The sequence below is a fragment of the Staphylococcus gallinarum genome, from assembly GCF_029774255.1.
GTDB lineage: Bacteria > Bacillota > Bacilli > Staphylococcales > Staphylococcaceae > Staphylococcus > Staphylococcus gallinarum.
The window spans coordinates 2,512,504-2,537,768 of record NZ_CP069082.1; the positions used below are offsets into that span (position 1 = coordinate 2,512,504).

The following is a 25,265-nucleotide window of genomic DNA, read 5'->3' on the forward strand; positions in this document are numbered from 1 at the left end:
GTTAGCCTCGCTTAAATCTCACACCTTGTGCAGTATCTTCTAAAATGATATTTTGCGCTTTTAATTCATCACGAATTTCATCTGCACGTGCAAAGTCTTTATTTTTTCTCGCAGTATTACGCTCTTCAATCAATGCTTCTATGTCAGCATCTAATAATACATCTGATTCTTTTCCTTTAAGTGGTACACCTAATACATCACTAAATATTTGGTATACTTCTTTAAAACGATTTAATACAGTGCTAGAAGTAGTGTTTTCTAATACATATTTGTTTGCTAATTTTGCTAAATCATACCATGCTGTGATTGCATTAGCCGTATTGAAATCATCATTCATAACTGTTTCAAATTGTTCAAGCACTTTATCGATTGCTTCGCTATATTCTGATTGCTCGATAACATCTGTTGCAATTGCTTCTCTTTCCACTATAGCTTCATAGCTATTTCTGATACGTTCCAAACCACTTTTCGCTGCTTCTACAAGTTCCATATTATAATTAATTGGACTTCTGTAATGGACACTAATCATAAAGAAACGTAGCACATCAGGATCAATTTGTTTGATGATGTCATGTACTAACACGAAATTACCTAATGATTTACTCATTTTCTCATTATCAATATTTATAAAGCCATTATGCATCCAATATGTTGCAAATGGGGCATGGTTGTGTGCTTCTGATTGTGCTATTTCATTCTCATGGTGTGGGAATTGTAAATCACTACCGCCAGCATGAATATCAATAGTAGCACCTAATTCGTGATAAGCCATAACTGAACATTCAATATGCCATCCTGGTCTTCCTTCACCAAACGGACTATCCCAACTGATTTCACCTGGCTTCGCTTTCTTCCATAACGTAAAGTCTAAGGCATCCTCTTTCTGTTCACCTTGTTCAATACGAGCGCCAACTTTCAGATCATTTAATGACTGATGACTTAATTTACCATAACCTTCAAACTTTCTTGTTCTAAAGTAAACGTCTCCTCCACTTTCATATGCATAACCTTCATCAACTAACTCTTTAATAAATTGAATAATATCGTCCATGTGATTCATTACACGTGGATTAGAAGTGGCTTGTTTAACATTTAATGCCCCTACATCTTCATGGAATGCTTTGATATAACGGTCAGCAATATCTGGTACTGGTTCGTTTAATTCTTGCGAACGTTTGATTAACTTATCATCAACATCAGTGAAGTTTGAGACATATATCACTTCATACCCTTGATATTCAAAGTATCTTCTTACTACATCATAATTGATAGCTGGTCTTGCATTCCCAATGTGAATATAGTTATAGACAGTAGGTCCACAAACATACATTTTAACCTTACCTGGTTCAATAGGCTTAAACGTCTCTTTTTGACGTGTGAGCGTATTATATAATGTAATCATCTTGTATCTCTCCATTTCTCGTTTTCTCAAGTTGTTTCTCTAATTCTTTTAATTGCTCGTAAATTGGATCTGGTAAATTTCTATGGTCAAATGTTTTACCAATACGTTTACCATCTTGCTTTACAATATGTCCTGGTATACCAACTACAGTAGAATAGCTTGGTACAGATTCTAACACAACTGAATTGGCACCAATATTTACGTCAGATTCAATCTTGATATTACCTAACACTTTAGCACCAGCTGCAATTAATACATTATCTCCAATGTCTGGATGACGCTTACCTTTTTCTTTACCCGTACCACCTAATGTCACACCTTGATATATAGTAACATTATCTCCAATACGACAAGTCTCTCCAATGACTACCCCCATACCGTGGTCGATAAATAATCGTTTACCTATTTGTGCGCCTGGGTGAATTTCTATCCCTGTAAAAAATCGTGCTACTTGTGAAATCAATCTCGCTGTAACAAATTTTTTCCTTTTATATAATTCATGTGCGATTAAATGACTCCAAACTGCATGTATGCCCGCATAAGAAGTAACAACTTCTAATGTACTACGTGCTGCTGGATCTTGTTCAAACACCATATTTATATCATCTTTTATCCGTTTCAAAATCTTAAACAAGATTGCTACCTCCCTATCAAAAAAGCACCTCTAACACATTTGTTAGAGGCGCTTTTGCACGGTTCCACTCTCATTTTCTATAAGCTAACGCCTTATATTGTGTAAATACTACAATAATTATAGACTACTTATATTCTCGTCAATGCTAATTCAATTCTAAACACAAAGGTGCATTCAATAATTACAATGATGTGCTCACAGCAACCGCACACTCTCTGTACATTGATGGTTATCTACTAATCCTTCGCTAATTCAATTCTAATCATATGCCGTTTAGTGTTATTTTTCAAGTAAAATTTTACTACTATACGATGTTTACACAGCTAAAAAATGCTTTGACTTAAACGTATTTCTTTAATCGTGATAACACTTTGTCTTTACCTAGCACTTCAATCGTGTTTGGTAATTCAGGTCCATGCATTTGTCCAGTAACAGCAACACGGATTGGCATAAATAATTGCTTACCTTTAATACCTGTTTCCTTTTGAACAGCTTTGATTGTTTGTTTAATTTCTGCTGCTTCAAATGGCTCAAGCGCCTCAAGTTTACTGTATAAGTGCGACATTAATTCAGGAACTTGTTCACCATCGATAACTTCTTGCTCATCTGCACCTAATACTTGTTCATCACGGAAGAACAGTTCAGATAATGGTACAATTTCACCTGCGTAGCTCATTTCTTTTTGATAAAGTGCAACTAATTTACGTCCCCAAGCTAATTCTGACTCACTTGGATTTTCAGGAAGTAATTCTGCTTTAATCAAATGAGGTAGAGCAAGTTCGAATACTGTATTAGTATCCTTTTGTTTCATATATTGATTGTTAACCCATGCTAATTTCTGTTTGTCGAAAAATGCTGGAGATTTTGATAAACGCTTTTCATCAAATATCTTAATAAACTCTTCTGGTGAATAAATTTCATCTTCACCTTCTGGAGACCAACCTAATAATGTAATAAAGTTGAATAACGCTTCTGGTAAATATCCAAGATCACGATACTGCTCAATAAATTGTAAGATTTGACCGTCTCTCTTACTTAATTTTTTGCGCTCTTCATTTACAATTAATGACATATGTGCAAAACGTGGTGCTTCCCAACCGAATGTTTCATAAATCATCAATTGCTTTGGTGTATTTGAAATGTGGTCATCCCCACGAATCACGTCAGAGATTTCCATATAGTGGTCGTCTACTGCAACTGCAAAGTTATATGTTGGCACGCCATCTTTTTTGACGATAACCCAATCTCCAATATTATTTGAATCAAATGAAATTTCACCTTTAACCATGTCATCAAATGAGAAAGTTGTGTCCTTTGGTACACGGAAACGAATTGATGGCTTACGACCTTCTGCTTCAAATTGTTGGCGCTCTTCTTCAGTTAAGTGGGCATGTTTACCACCGTAACGAGGCATTTCACCACGTTCAATTTGTTGTTGACGCTCTTCTTCTAACTCTTCTTCCGTCATGTAACATTTATACGCCTTATCTTCATCTAACAGTTGTTGAATAAGTGGATTGTAAATTTCAGCACGCTCAGATTGGCGATATGGCCCATATCCTTTGTCTTTATCTATAGACTCATCCCATTCAATACCTAACCATTTTAAATTTTCAAATTGAGATGATTCACCATCAGTAAGGTTACGCTTACTATCTGTATCTTCAATTCGAATCACAAAATCTCCATCATAATGTTTAGCAAATAGATAGTTAAATAATGCAGTTCTTGCATTACCAATATGCAAATAACCTGTCGGACTTGGTGCATATCTGACTCTTACACGATCACTCATTATGTTCACTCCTGTTTAATAATTTAGTATTTGTTAATACTCACTTGTATTCTAAAATTTATTCTGAACACACATTAAAAATAGTTAAACGCAACAGAAGACTAGTAACATTTACTTCTACAACACGTTCAACCATTATCAATTTGTTTATTCATTCGCTTAATTATCATAGCATGATGAATTTCAAAGTGCCACTATACACTTAATACTAAGTTCTAATTTAGAAACACAACGCTACTACGATACATAACAATACAATTTCGCTATCTATTGTAGCACTTTCAAGGTTATTATGGTATCACTCTGCTTAAATTCCCTTGTAATTCCTCTTACAAGTAGCAATAATAGGACACAATAACAATAAAAGGTTTGATGTGAAATTGTAACAACCTATGCTACACTTTCACATCAAACCTTCAAGAAAATTAAGCCAGTTTTTTTGCAAAGATAATTCTTCCAGAAGAAGTTTGCAATAAACTAATGACTTCTATATTTATATGTTCACCAACATGTTTTTTAGCATTATCAACAACAACCATCGTACCATCATCTAAATAACCTACAGCTTGTCCAGCTTCTTTTCCCATCTTGGTTAACAACAAACTGAATTGATCTCCCTGATGTACAGAAGGTTTTATCGCTTCTGATAAGTCATTGACATTTAATGCTTGAATCCCATGGACATGACATACTTTATTTAAATTGAAATCTGTCGTAATAATATGCGCTCTATAATGTTGTGCTAACTTTATCAACATAGCATCGATATCACTGTGAGATTTAGTTGGGTGAATGATTCGAGTCGGATATTTAGTATCATACAAACTATTTAAAATATCTAAACCACGTTGTCCTTTTTCCCTTTTCACACTATCGTTTGCGTCTGCAATTACTTGCAACTCATTAATCACACCTTGAGGAATTAAGATTTCCCCATCAATAAAACCACATTCAATAATATCTAGTATTCTACCATCGATGATTGCACTTGTATCAATCACTTTAGGTACAGCATTGCGTGCATTGATTGACATTGAACGCGCCATATTTTCCGGTAAAAACAATAGCATTTCATCACGCTTTCTAAGTCCAAACTGAAATCCTAAATAACCCAGAATAATTGTCACAATGACAGGCACAAAATGATTTAATACTGTATTTCCAATAATTTGGAAAATAAATGAAATCATTACTGAAATTAATAAACCGATAATTAATCCGATTGTTGCAAATAGAATTTCAATGGCACTTCTACGCATAATAGCCTGTTCAAGCTCTTTCATAGCTAGTGTTGCTTTACCAATAAACCATCCAAATATTAAAAAGAATATAACTATCCCTAACAAACCATTAAAATAGTTGTTAGTGAGTAGTGTGAATTTACTCAAACCTGCATCAACAATGATTTCTGGTATGAGATACACACCTAAACTTGCACCGAGTATAACGTAGCACAAGATAATAATGAGTCTTAACACGTTCAAGTTTAACTCTCCTCTCTCAAGAAAATCATACAGATTCCAATAATGGTTATCTGTATGTTTTAGAAATTTACTGTTTGTTAATAGCATACTTCAATGCTTCATGTACACTTTTAACACCTATTACCTTTATGCCTTCTGGGAATTGCCAACCGCCAATATTCGTTTCCGGAATAATAACTCTTTTAAATCCGAGTTTAGCCGCTTCTTGAACACGCTGTTCTATACGCGATACTCTTCTCACTTCGCCAGTCAAACCTACTTCACCTATAAAGCAATCTAAACCATCAACAGCCAAATCTTTAAAGCTCGACGCTGTTGCAACGATTATCCCTAAATCGACGGCAGGTTCAGTCAATCGAACACCGCCTGCAACTTTAATATATGCATCTTGTTGCTGTAAAAGATAATTCTCCTTTTTTTCTAGCACTGCCATAAGGAGGCTAAGTCTATTATGGTCTATCCCTGTTGCCATTCTTCTAGGGTTATTAAATGTTGTAGGCGTCACTAACGCCTGCACTTCAATTAATAATGGTCTAGTGCCTTCCATTGTAGAAACTATGGTCGAACCTGGAACATTGGTAGAACGTTCCTCTAAAAACATTTCTGAAGGATTCTTAACACCTTTCAACCCACTTTGCTTCATTTCAAAAATACCCATCTCATTTGTCGAACCGAATCTATTTTTCACAGCTCGCAATATGCGGTACGCGTGATGTTCATCACCTTCGAAATAAAGCACCGTATCCACCATATGCTCTAGCAAACGAGGTCCAGCAATTTGCCCTTCCTTCGTCACATGTCCAACGATAAAAGTCGCGATATTCATCTGCTTTGCGATATTCATCAAACTTTGTGTACTTTCTCTGACTTGGGATACCGAACCTGGTGCCGAATTAATTTCAGGATGGAATATTGTTTGAATTGAATCCACAACGAGCAAATCCGGTTTCAATTGTTTAACAGTTTCGTGAATGACTTCTAAATCTGTTTCAGCAAATACATTGAGCTGGCTTGAATCTTCATCTAATCTTTCAGCTCTTAATTTAGTTTGGTTGAGTGATTCCTCACCTGTTATATAGAGTACATTATAGGATTGCGATAAAGCCGCACATACTTGTAGTAACAATGTTGACTTCCCAATACCTGGATCCCCACCGATGAGCACTAAAGAACCATTAACGATTCCACCACCAAGCACTCTGTTAAATTCAGCTGATTTGCTGATAATTCTAGGTGTATTCTCGTGTTGAATATCATTTAATTTTTGTACCTTTGCAACATTATCACGGCTACGCACGCCATGTTTAGGACTCGCTGCCTTTTGTTCAACGATTTCCTCCATCTGATTCCAGCCACCACAATTCGGACATTTCCCCATCCATTTAGGCGACTGATACCCACATGCCATACATTCAAAAATCACTTTCTTTTTGGCCAAATTCGCACCTCCAACTTTCTATGAACAAATCTATTTTAAACCTCTACTTGCTTAATGACAAACTTTATTCTCATTCCATTTATTTTTTGAACAATTACTATATTATTTATAGTATTTCTATTTATGATATTCATTTTCGCAGAAAGTTATTTTAATAAGTTACCACGTTATCGCGTGTTGTGCCAACTATATATAAGTTCTTTGCATTAATTAATTTCACTCATGTTGATAATAAGTCTATATTAATTGCCTAGTTTCATGTCAAGGCAACATCGACAAAGCTTCATCGATGACTTAAATCTTTCACCATTTTGTGCATTTTAAATTTTAAAAAAAGAAAAGTGACTAACCAATTTCATAATCACAGGAAATTAGCTAGTCACTTCTTTAGTATATCGTACAGCTAAATTATAGTCATTCACTATAATTGTACTGCACATTAAGCTTTACGATTCAGTTGTTTCTTTATCTTGTTCTGTTGGAACTCTATCAGTTATATCATACTTATATTCTTTTCCATCGTAATCAATATTTACGTTTTTACCTTCAATTTGATTACCGTCTAAGATTAATTCACTCAAATTATCTTCAACTGTTTTTTGAATTGCACGAATTAGAGGTCTTGCACCATATTCTGGATCATAACCTTCTTCAGCAATTTTTTCTTTCGCAGCTTCAGTTACGTGAATATTGATATCTTGTTCAGACAAACGATTTGTCAATTTATTCACCATCATTGTAACGATTTCTTTTAATTCGTCTTTAGATAGTTTATGGAATACGATAATATCATCAACACGGTTTAAGAATTCTGGACGGAAAGCATTTTTTAATTCTTTCATCATCGTCTTGCGAATTGTTTCATAGTCTTCACCTTCTGATGCGCCACCAAAACCAGCAAAGCGTTGATCTTGTAATTCTTGTGCACCGACGTTTGAAGTCATAATGATTACCGTATTTCGGAAGTCAACACGACGACCTTTAGTATCTGTTAAATGTCCATCATCTAATACTTGTAATAAGATATTGAAGACATCAGGATGTGCTTTTTCAATTTCATCGAATAAGATAACTGAATAAGGTTTACGTCTTACTTTTTCTGTTAATTGACCACCATCATCATGACCTACATAGCCTGGAGGTGCTCCGACTAAACGACTCACAGCATGTTTCTCCATGAACTCACTCATATCAACACGAATCATCGCGTCATCTTCACCAAACATTGACTCAGCCAATGCTCGAGCAAGTTCTGTCTTACCTACACCCGTTGGTCCTAAGAAGATAAAGCTACCAATTGGACGTTTAGGATCTTTCAATCCTGCACGAGCACGTCTCACAGCTTTACTAATAGAATTAACAGCGTCTTTTTGACCGATAACTCTTTCATGAAGCGTACCTTCTAAGTTTAATAGGCGATCAGATTCAGTTTCGTTAATTTTTGTTAATGGAATACCAGTCCAACCAGCGATAACTTCACCGATATCATCTTCTGAAAGTGAAGTATTTTCACCGTTTTGTGTGTTTTTCCATTTATTCTTAGCATCTTCATATTGTTTTTCTAATTTAGTTTGTTTATCGCGAAGATTAGCTGCATTTTCAAATTCTTGAGCATGAACAGCTGCATCTTTTTCATTTTTCACTTGTTCAATTTCTTGCTCGATTTCTTTTAAGTTAGGTGGTGTTGTATGACTTTTAAGTCTAACTTTTGAACTTGCTTCATCAATTAAGTCAATTGCTTTATCTGGTAAGAAACGATCAGATACATAACGGTCACTTAATTTAGCAGCTGATACAAGTGCTTGATCTGAAATCGTAATGCGGTGATGCGCTTCATAGCGATCACGTAAACCTTTTAAGATTTCAATTGTATCTTCTACTGTTGGCTCATCAACTTGCACAGGTTGGAAACGACGTTCTAGCGCAGCATCCTTTTCAATGTTCTTACGATATTCGTCTAATGTTGTCGCACCGATACATTGTAGTTCTCCACGTGCAAGTGCTGGTTTTAAGATGTTTGATGCATCAATTGCACCTTCTGCACCACCTGCACCTACTAGTGTATGCAACTCATCGATGAATAAGATAACATTACCAGCTTGATGGATTTCTTCCATAACTTTTTTCAAGCGCTCTTCAAATTCACCACGGTATTTTGTTCCGGCAACAACTGTACCCATATCTAGTGACATGACACGTTTGCCTTTCAATGTTTCAGGGACTTCATTGTTAACGATTGCTTGAGCTAAACCTTCTGCAATTGCAGTTTTACCTACACCTGGTTCCCCGATTAATACTGGGTTATTCTTTGTACGACGACTTAATACTTCAATAACTCTAGTGATTTCTTTATCTCTACCAATAACAGGATCTAATGTACCATCCTTTGCAATTACTGTTAAGTCACGTGCAAGTCCATCGAGTGTTGGTGTGTTATTTGATTTATTTGCTTGTGCATTTTTATTACTCATTTCTGGACTACCTAAAGCTTTCACAACTTGCGCGCGTGCTTTTGTAATATTTAAATCTAAGTTTGCAAATACGCGAGCAGCGACACCTTCATTTTCACGAATTAAACCAAGTAAAATATGTTCAGTGCCAACAAAGTTATGATGTAACTTTCTAGCTTCATCCATTGATAATTCAATTACTTTCTTCGCTCTTGGTGTGTAATGTAACGCACCCATTTGCTCTTGTCCTTGACCTATAAGCTTTTCAACTTCTTCTACTACCTTTTCTTCAGTAATATCAAAGGATTCTAAAACTTTAGCAGCAATACCTTCCGGCTCTTTCATTAAACCTAAAAGTAAGTGCTCTGTTCCAATATTTGAATGATTTAATCGAATTGCTTCCTCTTGGGCGTGTGCTAATACGCGTTGCGCACGCTCTGTCAATCTACCAAATAGCATATAACATGACCTCCTAAACGATATGTTCTCTCAATATATCCGCTCTTTTTTCATTCACGGTTCTCTCGTCTTCTTCATCTAATAAGAATGGTGATTGTATCGCAATCATCAACTCATTAAATTTGAAGTCTTTCAATTCAATATAGCCTAAATCAATGCCAAGTTTCACTTCACTTAATCTTAACGAAGCTTCCTCCATTGATATGAGTCTACTATATTTCAAAATTCCTAACGATCGATAAACTCTATCTAACGTTTCCGTATGATTATGTTCATTTAATCGTTCACGAATCTGTAATTCTTCATTTATAATTTGTTGAACCACTTCAGTTAAACTCTCAATTATTGCTTCTTCATTTTTACCTAATGTCAATTGATTCGAAATTTGGTATATATGACCATAAACTTGAGAGCCTTCCCCATATATACCCCTAATCGTAAAACCAAATCTATTAATCGTTTGAGCAATACGATTCATTCGTTTCATTATCGATAATCCTGGTAAATGCAACATCACACTTGCTCTCATACCCGTTCCGATATTTGTAGGACAAGTTGTGAGATAACCTAGGTGTTCATCAAAGCTAATATCAACTGCCTTATCAAGTTCGTCATCTAGATGAGATGCTTTCTCGAAAAGTGATTTCAATGATAAATCATTACCCATTGCTTGTATACGAATATGATCTTCTTCGTTTACCATTACACTAAGTGACTCATCATCATTGAGTAATACCGCTGAAGCTGGCTGTCTTATTAACTCTGGACTTATAAGATGTTTCGCAACAAGTTTATACTTGCTCTGTTGATCCATCGTATCCAAACGTTGAATCGACAAATCTGGAAGCGCATCTTGTACTTCATTTATCACTCTAAATCCATCTTGTTCTGATGGAAACATAAGTGGGTGCACATGATTCTCTAAATTTCTTGCCAAACGAATCCTCGATGACATGACAACTGGACTTTCCTCTTTATCACGCATCCATTCACTCATATAAGGACTAATATAATCTTTACTCATCGCGGCTCACCTCACTGTCCGCTTTTAGTGCCTTGATCTCATCTCGAACAACAGCTGCTTCTTCAAAGTTTTGCTCTTCGATTAACTTATTGAGGTGTTCTGACTTTTCCTCAATTTGTTTCTTTAATGCTAACTTTCTATATGATGAACGAGGTGTTTTCCCAGTGTGTTCAAATTGGCCACCTTGTACTCGTCGCACTATATCAACAATGTCATCTTTGAAAGTTGCATAGCAGTCTGCACAACCAAATTTACCGACATGTGCGATATCTTTAAGTGTCATGCGACAAGTTGGACATCGTTTTGCTTCTTTAAAAGCTACTTCATCAAATTCAATTCCGTGTTTAGCTGCTAAATGCTGTAAAATTTGTTTAACAACAAATGCACCTTCAATATCATCTTGAGACTGAAGTTGTTGATTCTGCGTCCATGGATTTCCTCCCTGAGCACAAGTTGAACAAACCCATTTCTCATTCACGCCATCTTGTCCTTTAACTGCTAACTTAACTTCCGCTTCATTTAAATGACAATTCTCACATAGCACGACCAAACACCTCACTTTACTTTAATAATAATTAATCACAGGTAATAAACGTTTAAGAATATTTGCTCTGATAATATCTCTAGCAATTACATCCATCTTCAACGTTTCCCTATCAATAACTGCTTGAATCATTTTTGCTTCTCTCTCGTTGATATAAGATTTGTCTAACAAACCATCTATAATATAATACGCTTGTTGTTGTGAAATTGAAGGTCCAATTAATTGAAGTAGATGGTTAATATACCCAGTTTCATCTTTGTTTTCAATTTTAGTGATTCGGATATAACCACCGCCACCTCGTTTACTTTCAATTTCATAACCATGTTCATTAGTAAAACGTGTTTTGATTACATAATTTAATTGCGAAGGCACACAGTCGAAACGTTGTGCAATATTTGCACGTTGGATTTCCACCACGTCTTCATTGGCGTCTTCAAATAATTTTTTAATGTACTGTTCTATGATGTCGGACATGTTGTGCATGATTATCACCTCTTTTGACCTTCTTTGACTATATTATATGACCAACTTTGACCTTTTTCAACCAATATGTTTGAAAAATTTTTGATTAATGATGTTCAGAGACTGATATTTTATTGTATTATAGGTATTAAGAAAAAATAAAAGGGATGAAAAAATTATGCACATTATCATTGGATTAATTGGAATTGCTGTATTTTTAGGACTAGCTTTCCTTTTTAGTTCTGACAAAAAGAAAGTACGTTGGCAATACGTTGGTCTGTTACTTGTTATTCAACTTGTATTTGCGTTTATTTTACTTAAAACTAAATTCGGTATTACAGTTATCGGCGCTATATCTGATGGATTCAATTATCTATTAGCTAAAGCTGCAGAAGGGGTTAATTTCGTTTTTGGCGGATTTGAATTCGTAGATCCTAAAAACCCACCTTTCTTCTTTAACGTGTTATTACCAATTGTATTTATTTCGGCACTAATCGGTATCTTACAATATACGAGAATCTTACCTTGGATTATTAATGTTTTAGGCTTAGCTATTTCTAAGATTAATGGAATGGGACGCTTAGAATCTTATAATGCAGTAGCTGCAGCAATCCTTGGGCAATCAGAAGTGTTTATTTCACTGAAAAAGGAACTGGCACACATTCCAAGTCAACGTTTATATACATTGACTGCTTCAGCAATGTCGACAGTTTCTGCTTCAATCATCGGCGCATATTTCACATTAATTGAACCACGCTATGTCGTTACTGCTGTTGTATTAAACTTATTTGGTGGTTTCATTATCGCTTCAATCATCAATCCTTACAAAGTTGATGCAAAGGAAGATAAATTAATCGTAGAAGAAAGTGAAGCTGGGAAACAATCTTTCTTCGAGATGCTAGGTGAATATATCCTTGATGGATTTAAAGTCGCAATTATCGTAGGTGCAATGTTAATTGGGTACATTGCTATCATTGCATTATTAAATGGCGTTGTTAGTGCTATCTTCACTGCAGTTAGCGGTGGTAGTATCACATGGGATTTCCAAACATTAATTGGGTTTGTTTTTGCACCATTTGCATTCTTAATTGGCGTACCTTGGCACGATGCTGTACAAGCTGGTTCAATTATGGCAACTAAATTATTATCAAATGAATTCGTTGCAATGCAAAGCTTAAGTAAGACAAAGGAAATTAGTGATCACGCTAAAGGTGTAATCTCTGTATTCGTTGTTTCTTTTGCTAACTTCAGTTCAATTGGAATTATTTCTGGAGCTATAAAATCACTTAACAGTGAAAAAGGTGACGTAGTTGCACGTTTTGGCTTAAAATTACTTTTCGGTGCAACATTAGTATCATTTATTTCTGCAGCAATTGCAGGATTCTTCATTTAATAAACAACAAAAAAGCAGTTTGGTTATTTAACCAAACTGCTTTTTTTATTATACTTTTTCAACAGTAGTAGGTGCTACGATGTGATCAATAAAATATTGCGTGACTCTATAATCATCAGTTAATTCTGGATGGAATGAAACACCCAAATAACGTCCCTCTTGAACTGCCACAATCTTCTCACCCACAACACTTAACACTTTCGTTTCACCGTGAGCTTCTACAATATGAGGCGCTCTTATAAATACACCTTCAATATCTTTCGCAATCCCAGCTACATCTAACTCACTTTCAAAACTATCTACTTGTCTGCCAAATGAATTACGTTCAACTGTGATATCTAATTTATTTAGGTAACCTTCCTCGCCTACAATATCTTGTGCTAACACAATTAAACCTGCACATGTGCCAAACATAGGTAAAGTAGATTGTTGTAACGCTTCTTTAAAACCGTATAAGTTCATCAATCGACGCAATGTAGTAGATTCGCCACCTGGTAAAATCAATCCGTCAATTTCTGCTAATTGCTCTACACGCTTTACAGCTACACCTTCATGTCCACTGAGTTCAATATGTCTGATATGCTCTCGCACAGCACCTTGCAATGCTAGTACACCAATTTTCATATTACCATCCACGCTCTTGCATACGTTCTTCTAATGATAATTCATTGATGTCTAAACCTTTCATTGCTGTGCCTAATTCTTTAGCTAGACGACCAATTAATTCATAATCTTGATAATGCGTTGTAGCTTGAACAATTGCTTTTGCAAATTTTTCAGGATCTTCTGATTTGAAAATACCAGAACCAACGAACACGCCATCCGCACCTAATTCCATCATTAATGCAGCATCTTGAGGAGTTGCTACACCACCTGCAGCAAAGTTAACTACTGGTAAACGACCATTGTCTTTAATTGCTTTTAAAACATCATATGGTGCTCCAATGTTTTTAGCCTCAGTCATAATTTCATCATCGTTCATTACAGTTAAACGACTAACTTCCGCATTTACTTGACGCATGTGTCTCACTGCTTCAACGATATTTCCTGTACCTGGCTCACCTTTAGTACGTAACATCGCAGAACCTTCACCAATTCTTCTAGCAGCTTCTCCTAAATTACGGCAACCACATACAAATGGTACAGTGAATGCATCTTTACGTAAATGATACTCTTCGTCAGCTGGCGTTAAAACTTCAGATTCGTCGATATAGTCAACACCCATAGATTCTAATACACGTGCTTCAGTAATATGACCGATACGTGCTTTTGCCATAACAGGAATTGAAACAGCATTCATAACTTCCTCTACAATTTTAGGATTAGCCATACGTGCTACACCACCTGCAGCTCTTATATCAGAAGGTACACGTTCTAATGCCATTACCGCAACGGCACCTGCTTCTTCTGCAATTTTAGCTTGTTCTGCATTAACAACGTCCATAATAACGCCGCCTTTTTGCATTTCAGCCATTCCTCTTTTTACTCTTTCTGATCCAGTAACTTTAGACATGAATAAATTACCCCTTTACTTAGTTGATTAAATTCATTTTAAAAGATAAACTGGTATTTAAAAAGGTACAATTTTAAAATATTTCAAGGGGTCAGTTAAATGCCTAATAAACATCTTTATCTCAATTTATATGAAAATTTAAAACAGCAAATCATCGAAGGCCAATACCAATCTGATGATAAATTTCCATCTAAGAGAGCTTTGAGCCAGCATCTATCAATCAGTCATACAACAATAGAACATGCATATCAACTACTTTTAGATGAAGGCTATATTTATTCCAAGCCACGATCAGGATACTTCGTGTCCGACATTGAAACCTTACCTATTGTTAATCGCAATGCTACACATTTAAATGAATCACCAAATCAAACTATCGCATATAGCTCTAATGAAGTTAGTAATAATGAAAATAACAATGAAACTTTGGCGTTTAACTTATCAGAAATAGATGCAGAATATTTTCCAATGAAACAATTTAGAAAATATGCTAGAGACGCCTTCGAAGATGATCAACTATCACTATTACAACGTACAAACCCAAAAGGAGAATGGCAATTGAGACAAGAAATTGCACATTACCTTTTTAATAGTCGTGGGGTAACGTGTCATCCAGAACAAATAATAATTGGTTCTTCAACTGAACAACTGATTAATTTAGTGACAGACATTCTAAATAAACCACAATTTTATATTGAAAATCCGAGTTATCCTCCAATTAAAAAAATACTAGATAAAAAACAAATCAAGTATAAACAAATTACAGTAGAAAAAACTGGTATTGCTTTAGAGGCATTTAAGAAATTCAATCACAATGTTGCATATGTCACTCCATCACATCAATTCCCTACTGGGTATGTAATGAATTTAAAAAAGCGTACCCAACTCATTCAATGGGCACAACAAAGTGAACAGCGTTATATAATTGAAGATGATTATGACTCGGAATTTCGTTACTTCGGCAAACCCATCCCTGCATTACAAAGTTTAGATACTAAAGACAAAGTGATATATATCAGTACCTTTTCAAAATCTCTTTATCCAAGTTGTCGAATGGCTTATTTAGTACTCCCCAAAAATCTTTGTTCAAGATACGATACACTTTCCAATAAAGAAAGTAATACCGTCCCAACTCATTTGCAAAAAATGGTAGCCAGCTTTATGGAATCAGGTAGTTTTGAACGCCATTTAAATAAAATGAGGAAAGTATATAAGGCTAAATTGAAATTCATAATTGATGCACTCACACCTTACCAAGAACAATTAGAAGTCAACGGTGCATTTGCTGGCATGCATTTCACCTTAACAGTAAGAAATGGTCTTACATTAGAAGAGTGCTTAAAGAGAGCAAAACAAAATAACCTAAAAATCATACCATTTAATGAATATGATCAAAACTTACAAGATGTAAAATTTATATTAGGATTCGGTGGAATTCCATTTTCAAAACTTGAAATTCATACACAAGCTTTAATTAAGACTTTAATTAAGAAATGATTAAAATAATAAAATAAATTGAGGTTAGTAATACTTAAGTTAAGCGCTTAGGATATAAAAAAAGAGACATGACGGTCTCGGCTCATCGCATCTCTGCTTGCCTGTATAGTACCACTTATTACAGCTTTTTTTACATCATATCTATTAGTCTATGTACTAAGATTTCTATTTTCTATCTTTTTAGTTTAGTGGTACTTATATAAGCGCTTTAGCTCTTATATTCCACTTATCCTACTCTTGCGGAACGTAAGTCTGCTACCATCGGCGCTATGGAGCTTTTCTGACATGTAGTCAAGCGCTCGCATCTTTCCTCATTTTCTCTTTCTCCTCTTTCATTTACCACTTGTAAGTTCAAATCGTCGTTCGCTCAATTCGTCAGCTTCAAACGCTTTCTACTTGTCAGTGTGATTCAGAAGTTAAGCTCCTTGGATATAAAAAAAAGAGACCTTACGGTCTCTACTTGCCTGTATAGTACCACTTATTACAGCTTTTTTTACATCATATAGATTAATCTATATATTAATCTATATATTAAACTTTTCTTTTATTTCGTTTTTAGTTTAGTGGTACTTATATAAGCGCTTTAGCTCTTATATTCCACTTACCCTACTCTTGCGGAACGTAAGTCTGCTACCATCGGCGCTATGGAGCTTTTCTGACATGTAGCCAAGCGCTCGCATCTTTCCTCATTTTCTCTTTCTCCTCTTTCACTTACCACGTGTAAGTTCAAGTCGTCGTTCGCTCAATTCGTCAGCTTCAAACGCTTTCTACTTGTCAGTGTGATTCAGAAGTTAAGCTCCTTGGATATAAAAAAAGAGACCTTACGGTCTCTGCTTGCCTGGCAACGTCCTACTCTTGCGGAACGTAAGTCCGACTACCATCGGCGCTAAGGAGCTTAACTTCTGTGTTCGGCATGGGAACAGGTGTGACCTCCTTGCCATTGTCACCAGACAATGAAATGTATTAAATTATACATTCAAAACTAGATAGTAAGTAAAATATAATTACCAATCAAAACGGTTTATAAAATTGATTAAGTCTTCGATCGATTAGTATTCGTCAGCTCCACGTATCGCTACGCTTCCACCTCGAACCTATTAACCTCATCATCTTTGAGGGATCTTATAACCGAAGTTGGGAAATCTCATCTTGAGGGGGGCTTCATGCTTAGATGCTTTCAGCACTTATCCCGTCCATACATAGCTACCCAGCGATGCCGTTGGCACGACAACTGGTACACCAGAGGTATGTCCATCCCGGTCCTCTCGTACTAAGGACAGCTCCTCTCAAATTTCCTACGCCCACGACGGATAGGGACCGAACTGTCTCACGACGTTCTGAACCCAGCTCGCGTACCGCTTTAATGGGCGAACAGCCCAACCCTTGGGACCGACTACAGCCCCAGGATGCGATGAGCCGACATCGAGGTGCCAAACCTCCCCGTCGATGTGAACTCTTGGGGGAGATAAGCCTGTTATCCCCGGGGTAGCTTTTATCCGTTGAGCGATGGCCCTTCCATGCGGAACCACCGGATCACTAAGTCCGTCTTTCGACCCTGCTCGACTTGTAGGTCTCGCAGTCAAGCTTCCTTATGCCTTTACACTCTATGAATGATTTCCAACCATTCTGAGGAAACCTTTGAGCGCCTCCGTTACTCTTTAGGAGGCGACCGCCCCAGTCAAACTGCCCATCTGACACTGTCTCCCACCATGATAAATGGTGCGGGTTAGAAATCCAACACAGCGAGGGTAGTATCCCACCAACGCCTCCACGTAAGCTAGCGCTCACGTATCAACGGCTCCTACCTATCCTGTACAAGCTGTGACGAATTTCAATATCAGACTACAGTAAAGCTCCACGGGGTCTTTCCGTCCTGTCGCGGGTAACCTGCATCTTCACAGGTACTATGATTTCACCGAGTCTCTCGTTGAGACAGTGCCCAAATCGTTACGCCTTTCGTGCGGGTCGGAACTTACCCGACAAGGAATTTCGCTACCTTAGGACCGTTATAGTTACGGCCGCCGTTTACTGGGGCTTCGATTCGTAGCTTCGCAGAAGCTAACCACTCCTCTTAACCTTCCAGCACCGGGCAGGCGTCAGCCCCTATACATCACCTTACGGTTTAGCAGAGACCTGTGTTTTTGATAAACAGTCGCTTGGGCCTATTCACTGCGGCTCTCCTGGGCGTTAACCCTAAAGAGCACCCCTTCTCCCGAAGTTACGGGGTCATTTTGCCGAGTTCCTTAACGAGAGTTCGCTCGCTCACCTTAGAATTCTCATCTTGACTACCTGTGTCGGTTTGCGGTACGGGCACCACACTTCTAGCTAGAGGCTTTTCTTGGCAGTGTGAAATCAACGACTCGAGGAAACAATTTCCTCTCCCCATCACAACTTGACCTTAAGAGTACCGGATTTGCCTAATACTCAGTCTCATTGCTTGGACGTGCACTCCAACAGCACGCTTCGCCTATCCTACTGCGTCCCCCCATCGCTTAAAACGAATTATGGTGGTACAGGAATATCAACCTGTTATCCATCGCCTACGCCTGTCGGCCTCAGCTTAGGACCCGACTAACCCAGAGCGGACGAGCCTTCCTCTGGAAACCTTAGTCAATCGGTGGACGGGATTCTCACCCGTCTTTCGCTACTCACACCGGCATTCTCACTTCTAAGCGCTCCACATGTCCTTGCGATCATGCTTCAACGCCCTTAGAACGCTCTCCTACCATTGTCCTACGGACAATCCACAGCTTCGGTAATATGTTTAGCCCCGGTACATTTTCGGCGCAGTGTCACTCGACTAGTGAGCTATTACGCACTCTTTAAATGATGGCTGCTTCTAAGCCAACATCCTAGTTGTCTGGGCAACGCCACATCCTTTTCCACTTAACATATATTTTGGGACCTTAGCTGGTGGTCTGGGCTGTTTCCCTTTCGAACACGGACCTTATCACCCGCGTTCTGACTCCCAAGTTAAATTGATTGGCATTCGGAGTTTGTCTGAATTCGGTAACCCGAGAAGGGCCCCTCGTCCAAACAGTGCTCTACCTCCAATAATCATCACTTGAGGCTAGCCCTAAAGCTATTTCGGAGAGAACCAGCTATCTCCAGGTTCGATTGGAATTTCTCCGCTACCCACAACTCATCCGCTCACTTTTCAACGTAAGTCGGTTCGGCCCTCCATTCAGTGTTACCTGAACTTCAGCCTGGTCATGGGTAGATCACCTGGTTTCGGGTCTACGACCAAATACTCAACGCCCTATTCAGACTCGCTTTCGCTACGGCTCCACATTCACTGCTTAACCTTGCATCAAATCGTAACTCGCCGGTTCATTCTACAAAAGGCACGCCATCACCCATTAACGGGCTCTGACTACTTGTAAGCACACGGTTTCAAGTTCTATTTCACTCCCCTTCCGGGGTACTTTTCACCTTTCCCTCACGGTACTGGTTCACTATCGGTCACTAGAGAGTATTTAGCCTTAGGAGATGGTCCTCCCAGATTCCGACGGAATTTCACGTGCTCCGTCGTACTCAGGATCCACTCAAGAGAGAATAAACTTTCGACTACAGGATTATTACCTTCTATGATTCATCTTTCCAAATGATTCGTCTAATTTATTCCTTTGTAACTCCGTATAGAGTGTCCTACAACCCCAACAAGCAAGCTCGTTGGTTTGGGCTGTTCCCGTTTCGCTCGCCGCTACTCAGGGAATCGATTTTTCTTTCTCTTCCTGCGGGTACTAAGATGTTTCAGTTCTCCGCGTCTGCCTTCAGATATGCTATGTATTCACATATCGATAACACGACATAACTCGTGCTGGGTTTCCCCATTCGGAAATCTCTGGATCAAAGCTTACTTACAGCTCCCCAAAGCATATCGTCGTTAGTAACGTCCTTCATCGGCTTCTAGTGCCAAGGCATCCACCGTGCGCCCTTAATAACTTAATCTTTTTGTTTTCCAATACAACGTCGTTGTTTGAAAACCCAAAATGTTATTAATCTGTGAGTGTTCTTTCGAACACTAGCGATTATTTCTTTTTGAATTCAAGCTTTTTTAAAACTCTAATTCACTCGGTTTTGCTTGGTAAAATCTATATATTTTACTTACTTATCTAGTTTTCAATGTACAATCTTTGAATCCTCTAAATGAGCATTCAAAACTGAATACAATATGTCAATGTTATTCCTCTTATCATCTTCTAAAGAAGATGTTCCGAATATATCCTTAGAAAGGAGGTGATCCAGCCGCACCTTCCGATACGGCTACCTTGTTACGACTTCACCCCAATCATTTGTCCCACCTTCGACGGCTAGCTCCATAAATGGTTACTCCACCGGCTTCGGGTGTTACAAACTCTCGTGGTGTGACGGGCGGTGTGTACAAGACCCGGGAACGTATTCACCGTAGCATGCTGATCTACGATTACTAGCGATTCCAGCTTCATGTAGTCGAGTTGCAGACTACAATCCGAACTGAGAACAACTTTATGGGATTTGCATGACCTCGCGGTTTAGCTGCCCTTTGTATTGTCCATTGTAGCACGTGTGTAGCCCAAATCATAAGGGGCATGATGATTTGACGTCATCCCCACCTTCCTCCGGTTTGTCACCGGCAGTCAACCTAGAGTGCCCAACTTAATGATGGCAACTAAGCTTAAGGGTTGCGCTCGTTGCGGGACTTAACCCAACATCTCACGACACGAGCTGACGACAACCATGCACCACCTGTCACTTTGTCCCCCGAAGGGGAAAGCTCTATCTCTAGAGTGGTCAAAGGATGTCAAGATTTGGTAAGGTTCTTCGCGTTGCTTCGAATTAAACCACATGCTCCACCGCTTGTGCGGGTCCCCGTCAATTCCTTTGAGTTTCAACCTTGCGGTCGTACTCCCCAGGCGGAGTGCTTAATGCGTTAGCTGCAGCACTAAGGGGCGGAAACCCCCTAACACTTAGCACTCATCGTTTACGGCGTGGACTACCAGGGTATCTAATCCTGTTTGATCCCCACGCTTTCGCACATCAGCGTCAGTTACAGACCAGAAAGTCGCCTTCGCCACTGGTGTTCCTCCATATCTCTGCGCATTTCACCGCTACACATGGAATTCCACTTTCCTCTTCTGCACTCAAGTTTCCCAGTTTCCAATGACCCTCCACGGTTGAGCCGTGGGCTTTCACATCAGACTTAAGAAACCGCCTACGCGCGCTTTACGCCCAATAATTCCGGATAACGCTTGCCACCTACGTATTACCGCGGCTGCTGGCACGTAGTTAGCCGTGGCTTTCTGATTAGGTACCGTCAAGATGTGCACAGTTACTTACACATATGTTCTTCCCTAATAACAGAGTTTTACGAGCCGAAACCCTTCATCACTCACGCGGCGTTGCTCCGTCAGGCTTTCGCCCATTGCGGAAGATTCCCTACTGCTGCCTCCCGTAGGAGTCTGGACCGTGTCTCAGTTCCAGTGTGGCCGATCACCCTCTCAGGTCGGCTACGTATCGTCGCCTTGGTAAGCCATTACCTTACCAACTAGCTAATACGGCGCGGGTCCATCTATAAGTGATAGCAAAACCATCTTTCACTATAGAACCATGCGGTTCTATATGTTATCCGGCATTAGCCCCGGTTTCCCGGAGTTATTCCAGTCTTATAGGTAGGTTACCCACGTGTTACTCACCCGTCCGCCGCTAACGTCAAAGGAGCAAGCTCCTTATCTGTTCGCTCGACTTGCATGTATTAGGCACGCCGCCAGCGTTCATCCTGAGCCAGGATCAAACTCTCCATAAAAAATTATGATGTTTGATTAGCTCATAAAATACTAATTTGTGTTATCATTAACACGTTTTTGAACCAACGATTATCGTTGTGTTCGGAATTAACGTTGACATATTGCGATTCAGTTTTCAATGTTCATTTCTTCAACACAAGAATTAATTTTACAGGTTTTGACTTAGAAAGTCAATAACTTTTTGAAATTTAATTTTTGTTTTAGTTAAAACTTCCATAAAAAAACGACCCTAAGGTCAAAATGGAATTGCCTGGCAACGTCCTACTCTTGCGGAACGTAAGTCCGACTACCATCGGCGCTAAGGAGCTTAACTTCTGTGTTCGGCATGGGAACAGGTGTGACCTCCTTGCCATTGTCACCAGACAATGAAATGTATTAAATTATACATTCAAAACTAGATAGTAAGTAAAATATAATTACCAATCAAAACGGTTTATAAAATTGATTAAGTCTTCGATCGATTAGTATTCGTCAGCTCCACGTATCGCTACGCTTCCACCTCGAACCTATTAACCTCATCATCTTTGAGGGATCTTATAACCGAAGTTGGGAAATCTCATCTTGAGGGGGGCTTCATGCTTAGATGCTTTCAGCACTTATCCCGTCCATACATAGCTACCCAGCGATGCCGTTGGCACGACAACTGGTACACCAGAGGTATGTCCATCCCGGTCCTCTCGTACTAAGGACAGCTCCTCTCAAATTTCCTACGCCCACGACGGATAGGGACCGAACTGTCTCACGACGTTCTGAACCCAGCTCGCGTACCGCTTTAATGGGCGAACAGCCCAACCCTTGGGACCGACTACAGCCCCAGGATGCGATGAGCCGACATCGAGGTGCCAAACCTCCCCGTCGATGTGAACTCTTGGGGGAGATAAGCCTGTTATCCCCGGGGTAGCTTTTATCCGTTGAGCGATGGCCCTTCCATGCGGAACCACCGGATCACTAAGTCCGTCTTTCGACCCTGCTCGACTTGTAGGTCTCGCAGTCAAGCTTCCTTATGCCTTTACACTCTATGAATGATTTCCAACCATTCTGAGGAAACCTTTGAGCGCCTCCGTTACTCTTTAGGAGGCGACCGCCCCAGTCAAACTGCCCATCTGACACTGTCTCCCACCATGATAAATGGTGCGGGTTAGAAATCCAACACAGCGAGGGTAGTATCCCACCAACGCCTCCACGTAAGCTAGCGCTCACGTATCAACGGCTCCTACCTATCCTGTACAAGCTGTGACGAATTTCAATATCAGACTACAGTAAAGCTCCACGGGGTCTTTCCGTCCTGTCGCGGGTAACCTGCATCTTCACAGGTACTATGATTTCACCGAGTCTCTCGTTGAGACAGTGCCCAAATCGTTACGCCTTTCGTGCGGGTCGGAACTTACCCGACAAGGAATTTCGCTACCTTAGGACCGTTATAGTTACGGCCGCCGTTTACTGGGGCTTCGATTCGTAGCTTCGCAGAAGCTAACCACTCCTCTTAACCTTCCAGCACCGGGCAGGCGTCAGCCCCTATACATCACCTTACGGTTTAGCAGAGACCTGTGTTTTTGATAAACAGTCGCTTGGGCCTATTCACTGCGGCTCTCCTGGGCGTTAACCCTAAAGAGCACCCCTTCTCCCGAAGTTACGGGGTCATTTTGCCGAGTTCCTTAACGAGAGTTCGCTCGCTCACCTTAGAATTCTCATCTTGACTACCTGTGTCGGTTTGCGGTACGGGCACCACACTTCTAGCTAGAGGCTTTTCTTGGCAGTGTGAAATCAACGACTCGAGGAAACAATTTCCTCTCCCCATCACAACTTGACCTTAAGAGTACCGGATTTGCCTAATACTCAGTCTCATTGCTTGGACGTGCACTCCAACAGCACGCTTCGCCTATCCTACTGCGTCCCCCCATCGCTTAAAACGAATTATGGTGGTACAGGAATATCAACCTGTTATCCATCGCCTACGCCTGTCGGCCTCAGCTTAGGACCCGACTAACCCAGAGCGGACGAGCCTTCCTCTGGAAACCTTAGTCAATCGGTGGACGGGATTCTCACCCGTCTTTCGCTACTCACACCGGCATTCTCACTTCTAAGCGCTCCACATGTCCTTGCGATCATGCTTCAACGCCCTTAGAACGCTCTCCTACCATTGTCCTACGGACAATCCACAGCTTCGGTAATATGTTTAGCCCCGGTACATTTTCGGCGCAGTGTCACTCGACTAGTGAGCTATTACGCACTCTTTAAATGATGGCTGCTTCTAAGCCAACATCCTAGTTGTCTGGGCAACGCCACATCCTTTTCCACTTAACATATATTTTGGGACCTTAGCTGGTGGTCTGGGCTGTTTCCCTTTCGAACACGGACCTTATCACCCGCGTTCTGACTCCCAAGTTAAATTGATTGGCATTCGGAGTTTGTCTGAATTCGGTAACCCGAGAAGGGCCCCTCGTCCAAACAGTGCTCTACCTCCAATAATCATCACTTGAGGCTAGCCCTAAAGCTATTTCGGAGAGAACCAGCTATCTCCAGGTTCGATTGGAATTTCTCCGCTACCCACAACTCATCCGCTCACTTTTCAACGTAAGTCGGTTCGGCCCTCCATTCAGTGTTACCTGAACTTCAGCCTGGTCATGGGTAGATCACCTGGTTTCGGGTCTACGACCAAATACTCAACGCCCTATTCAGACTCGCTTTCGCTACGGCTCCACATTCACTGCTTAACCTTGCATCAAATCGTAACTCGCCGGTTCATTCTACAAAAGGCACGCCATCACCCATTAACGGGCTCTGACTACTTGTAAGCACACGGTTTCAAGTTCTATTTCACTCCCCTTCCGGGGTACTTTTCACCTTTCCCTCACGGTACTGGTTCACTATCGGTCACTAGAGAGTATTTAGCCTTAGGAGATGGTCCTCCCAGATTCCGACGGAATTTCACGTGCTCCGTCGTACTCAGGATCCACTCAAGAGAGAATAAACTTTCGACTACAGGATTATTACCTTCTATGATTCATCTTTCCAAATGATTCGTCTAATTTATTCCTTTGTAACTCCGTATAGAGTGTCCTACAACCCCAACAAGCAAGCTCGTTGGTTTGGGCTGTTCCCGTTTCGCTCGCCGCTACTCAGGGAATCGATTTTTCTTTCTCTTCCTGCGGGTACTAAGATGTTTCAGTTCTCCGCGTCTGCCTTCAGATATGCTATGTATTCACATATCGATAACACGACATAACTCGTGCTGGGTTTCCCCATTCGGAAATCTCTGGATCAAAGCTTACTTACAGCTCCCCAAAGCATATCGTCGTTAGTAACGTCCTTCATCGGCTTCTAGTGCCAAGGCATCCACCGTGCGCCCTTAATAACTTAATCTTTTTGTTTTCCAATACAACG

Annotated in this window: 13 protein-coding genes and 5 rRNA genes; 2 read left to right on the forward strand and 16 right to left on the reverse strand. The window is 39.6% G+C overall.

From position 1 onward, the window contains the following. Position 1: 1 nt before the first annotated feature. The 9 genes from cysS to JN168_RS12065 all read right to left on the reverse strand — a co-directional run bounded on the left by cysS (position 2) and on the right by JN168_RS12065 (position 11,713). Positions 2 to 1,402 carry a cysteine--tRNA ligase gene (gene cysS, locus JN168_RS12025; RefSeq protein ID WP_042737954.1) on the reverse strand — a complete coding sequence of 467 codons (1,401 nt, stop codon included), beginning with the start codon at positions 1,400 to 1,402 and terminating at the stop codon, positions 2 to 4. Beyond that, positions 1,386 to 2,027, reverse strand: a complete 642-nt coding sequence (gene cysE, locus JN168_RS12030) for a serine O-acetyltransferase (RefSeq protein ID WP_042738251.1) — start codon at positions 2,025 to 2,027, stop codon at positions 1,386 to 1,388. The genes cysS and cysE overlap by 17 nt, the downstream gene beginning before the upstream one ends. A gap of 349 nt (positions 2,028 to 2,376) precedes the next feature. Continuing rightward, positions 2,377 to 3,831, reverse strand: coding sequence for a glutamate--tRNA ligase (gene gltX / locus JN168_RS12035; protein WP_042737953.1), 1,455 nt, complete (start codon positions 3,829 to 3,831; stop codon positions 2,377 to 2,379). A gap of 425 nt (positions 3,832 to 4,256) precedes the next feature. Further along, positions 4,257 to 5,315: a PIN/TRAM domain-containing protein gene (locus JN168_RS12040; protein WP_042737952.1), complete on the reverse strand. Its 1,059-nt coding sequence runs from the start codon at positions 5,313 to 5,315 to the stop codon at positions 4,257 to 4,259. 67 nt (positions 5,316 to 5,382) lie between these two features. Continuing rightward, on the reverse strand, positions 5,383 to 6,753 hold the full coding sequence (gene radA, locus JN168_RS12045) for a DNA repair protein RadA (protein ID WP_042737951.1): 1,371 nt from the start codon (positions 6,751 to 6,753) through the stop codon (positions 5,383 to 5,385). A 446-nt stretch (positions 6,754 to 7,199) separates the two neighbouring features. After that, entirely contained in the window at positions 7,200 to 9,662 is a 2,463-nt protein-coding gene (locus JN168_RS12050; protein ID WP_042737950.1) for an ATP-dependent Clp protease ATP-binding subunit, read from the reverse strand. Between the two features lie 13 nt (positions 9,663 to 9,675). Further along, complete coding sequence (locus tag JN168_RS12055; RefSeq protein ID WP_042737949.1) at positions 9,676 to 10,686, reverse strand: protein arginine kinase; 1,011 nt, start codon at positions 10,684 to 10,686, stop codon at positions 9,676 to 9,678. Beyond that, positions 10,679 to 11,230: a UvrB/UvrC motif-containing protein gene (locus tag JN168_RS12060; protein WP_042737948.1), complete on the reverse strand. Its 552-nt coding sequence runs from the start codon at positions 11,228 to 11,230 to the stop codon at positions 10,679 to 10,681. Before JN168_RS12060 ends, JN168_RS12055 begins: the two co-directional genes overlap by 8 nt. A 21-nt stretch (positions 11,231 to 11,251) precedes the next feature. Further along, positions 11,252 to 11,713, reverse strand: coding sequence for a CtsR family transcriptional regulator (locus tag JN168_RS12065; protein WP_042737947.1), 462 nt, complete (start codon positions 11,711 to 11,713; stop codon positions 11,252 to 11,254). A 157-nt stretch (positions 11,714 to 11,870) separates the two neighbouring features. On the opposite strand from JN168_RS12065, the gene JN168_RS12070 reads away from it, so the two are divergent. After that, positions 11,871 to 13,085 carry a NupC/NupG family nucleoside CNT transporter gene (locus JN168_RS12070; protein ID WP_042737946.1) on the forward strand — a complete coding sequence of 405 codons (1,215 nt, stop codon included), beginning with the start codon at positions 11,871 to 11,873 and terminating at the stop codon, positions 13,083 to 13,085. Positions 13,086 to 13,133: 48 nt separating this feature from the next. Here the strand turns inward: JN168_RS12070 and pdxT are convergent, their stop codons facing one another. Continuing rightward, complete coding sequence (gene pdxT / locus JN168_RS12075) at positions 13,134 to 13,709, reverse strand: pyridoxal 5'-phosphate synthase glutaminase subunit PdxT (RefSeq protein ID WP_042737945.1); 576 nt, start codon at positions 13,707 to 13,709, stop codon at positions 13,134 to 13,136. Between the two features lies 1 nt (position 13,710). Continuing rightward, entirely contained in the window at positions 13,711 to 14,598 is an 888-nt protein-coding gene (gene pdxS, locus JN168_RS12080) for a pyridoxal 5'-phosphate synthase lyase subunit PdxS (protein WP_042737944.1), read from the reverse strand. A gap of 99 nt (positions 14,599 to 14,697) precedes the next feature. Between pdxS and pdxR the strand changes: the two genes are divergently transcribed. Continuing rightward, entirely contained in the window at positions 14,698 to 16,095 is a 1,398-nt protein-coding gene (gene pdxR / locus JN168_RS12085) for a MocR-like pyridoxine biosynthesis transcription factor PdxR (protein ID WP_107641623.1), read from the forward strand. Positions 16,096 to 16,931: 836 nt separating this feature from the next. On the opposite strand, the gene rrf (JN168_RS12090) is transcribed toward pdxR, so the two are convergent. The 5 genes from rrf (JN168_RS12090) to JN168_RS12110 form a co-directional block, all read right to left on the reverse strand. Next, positions 16,932 to 17,046 (reverse strand): 5S ribosomal RNA (rrf, locus tag JN168_RS12090). 78 nt (positions 17,047 to 17,124) lie between these two features. Next, positions 17,125 to 20,046 (reverse strand): 23S ribosomal RNA (locus JN168_RS12095). Between the two features lie 281 nt (positions 20,047 to 20,327). Beyond that, positions 20,328 to 21,880 (reverse strand): 16S ribosomal RNA (locus JN168_RS12100). Positions 21,881 to 22,129: 249 nt separating this feature from the next. Then, positions 22,130 to 22,244, reverse strand: a 5S ribosomal RNA gene (gene rrf / locus JN168_RS12105). 78 nt (positions 22,245 to 22,322) lie between these two features. Continuing rightward, positions 22,323 to 25,244: ribosomal RNA gene (locus JN168_RS12110) — 23S ribosomal RNA — on the reverse strand. Together the 16S, 23S and 5S rRNA genes form the textbook arrangement of a ribosomal RNA operon. Positions 25,245 to 25,265: the final 21 nt, after the last annotated feature.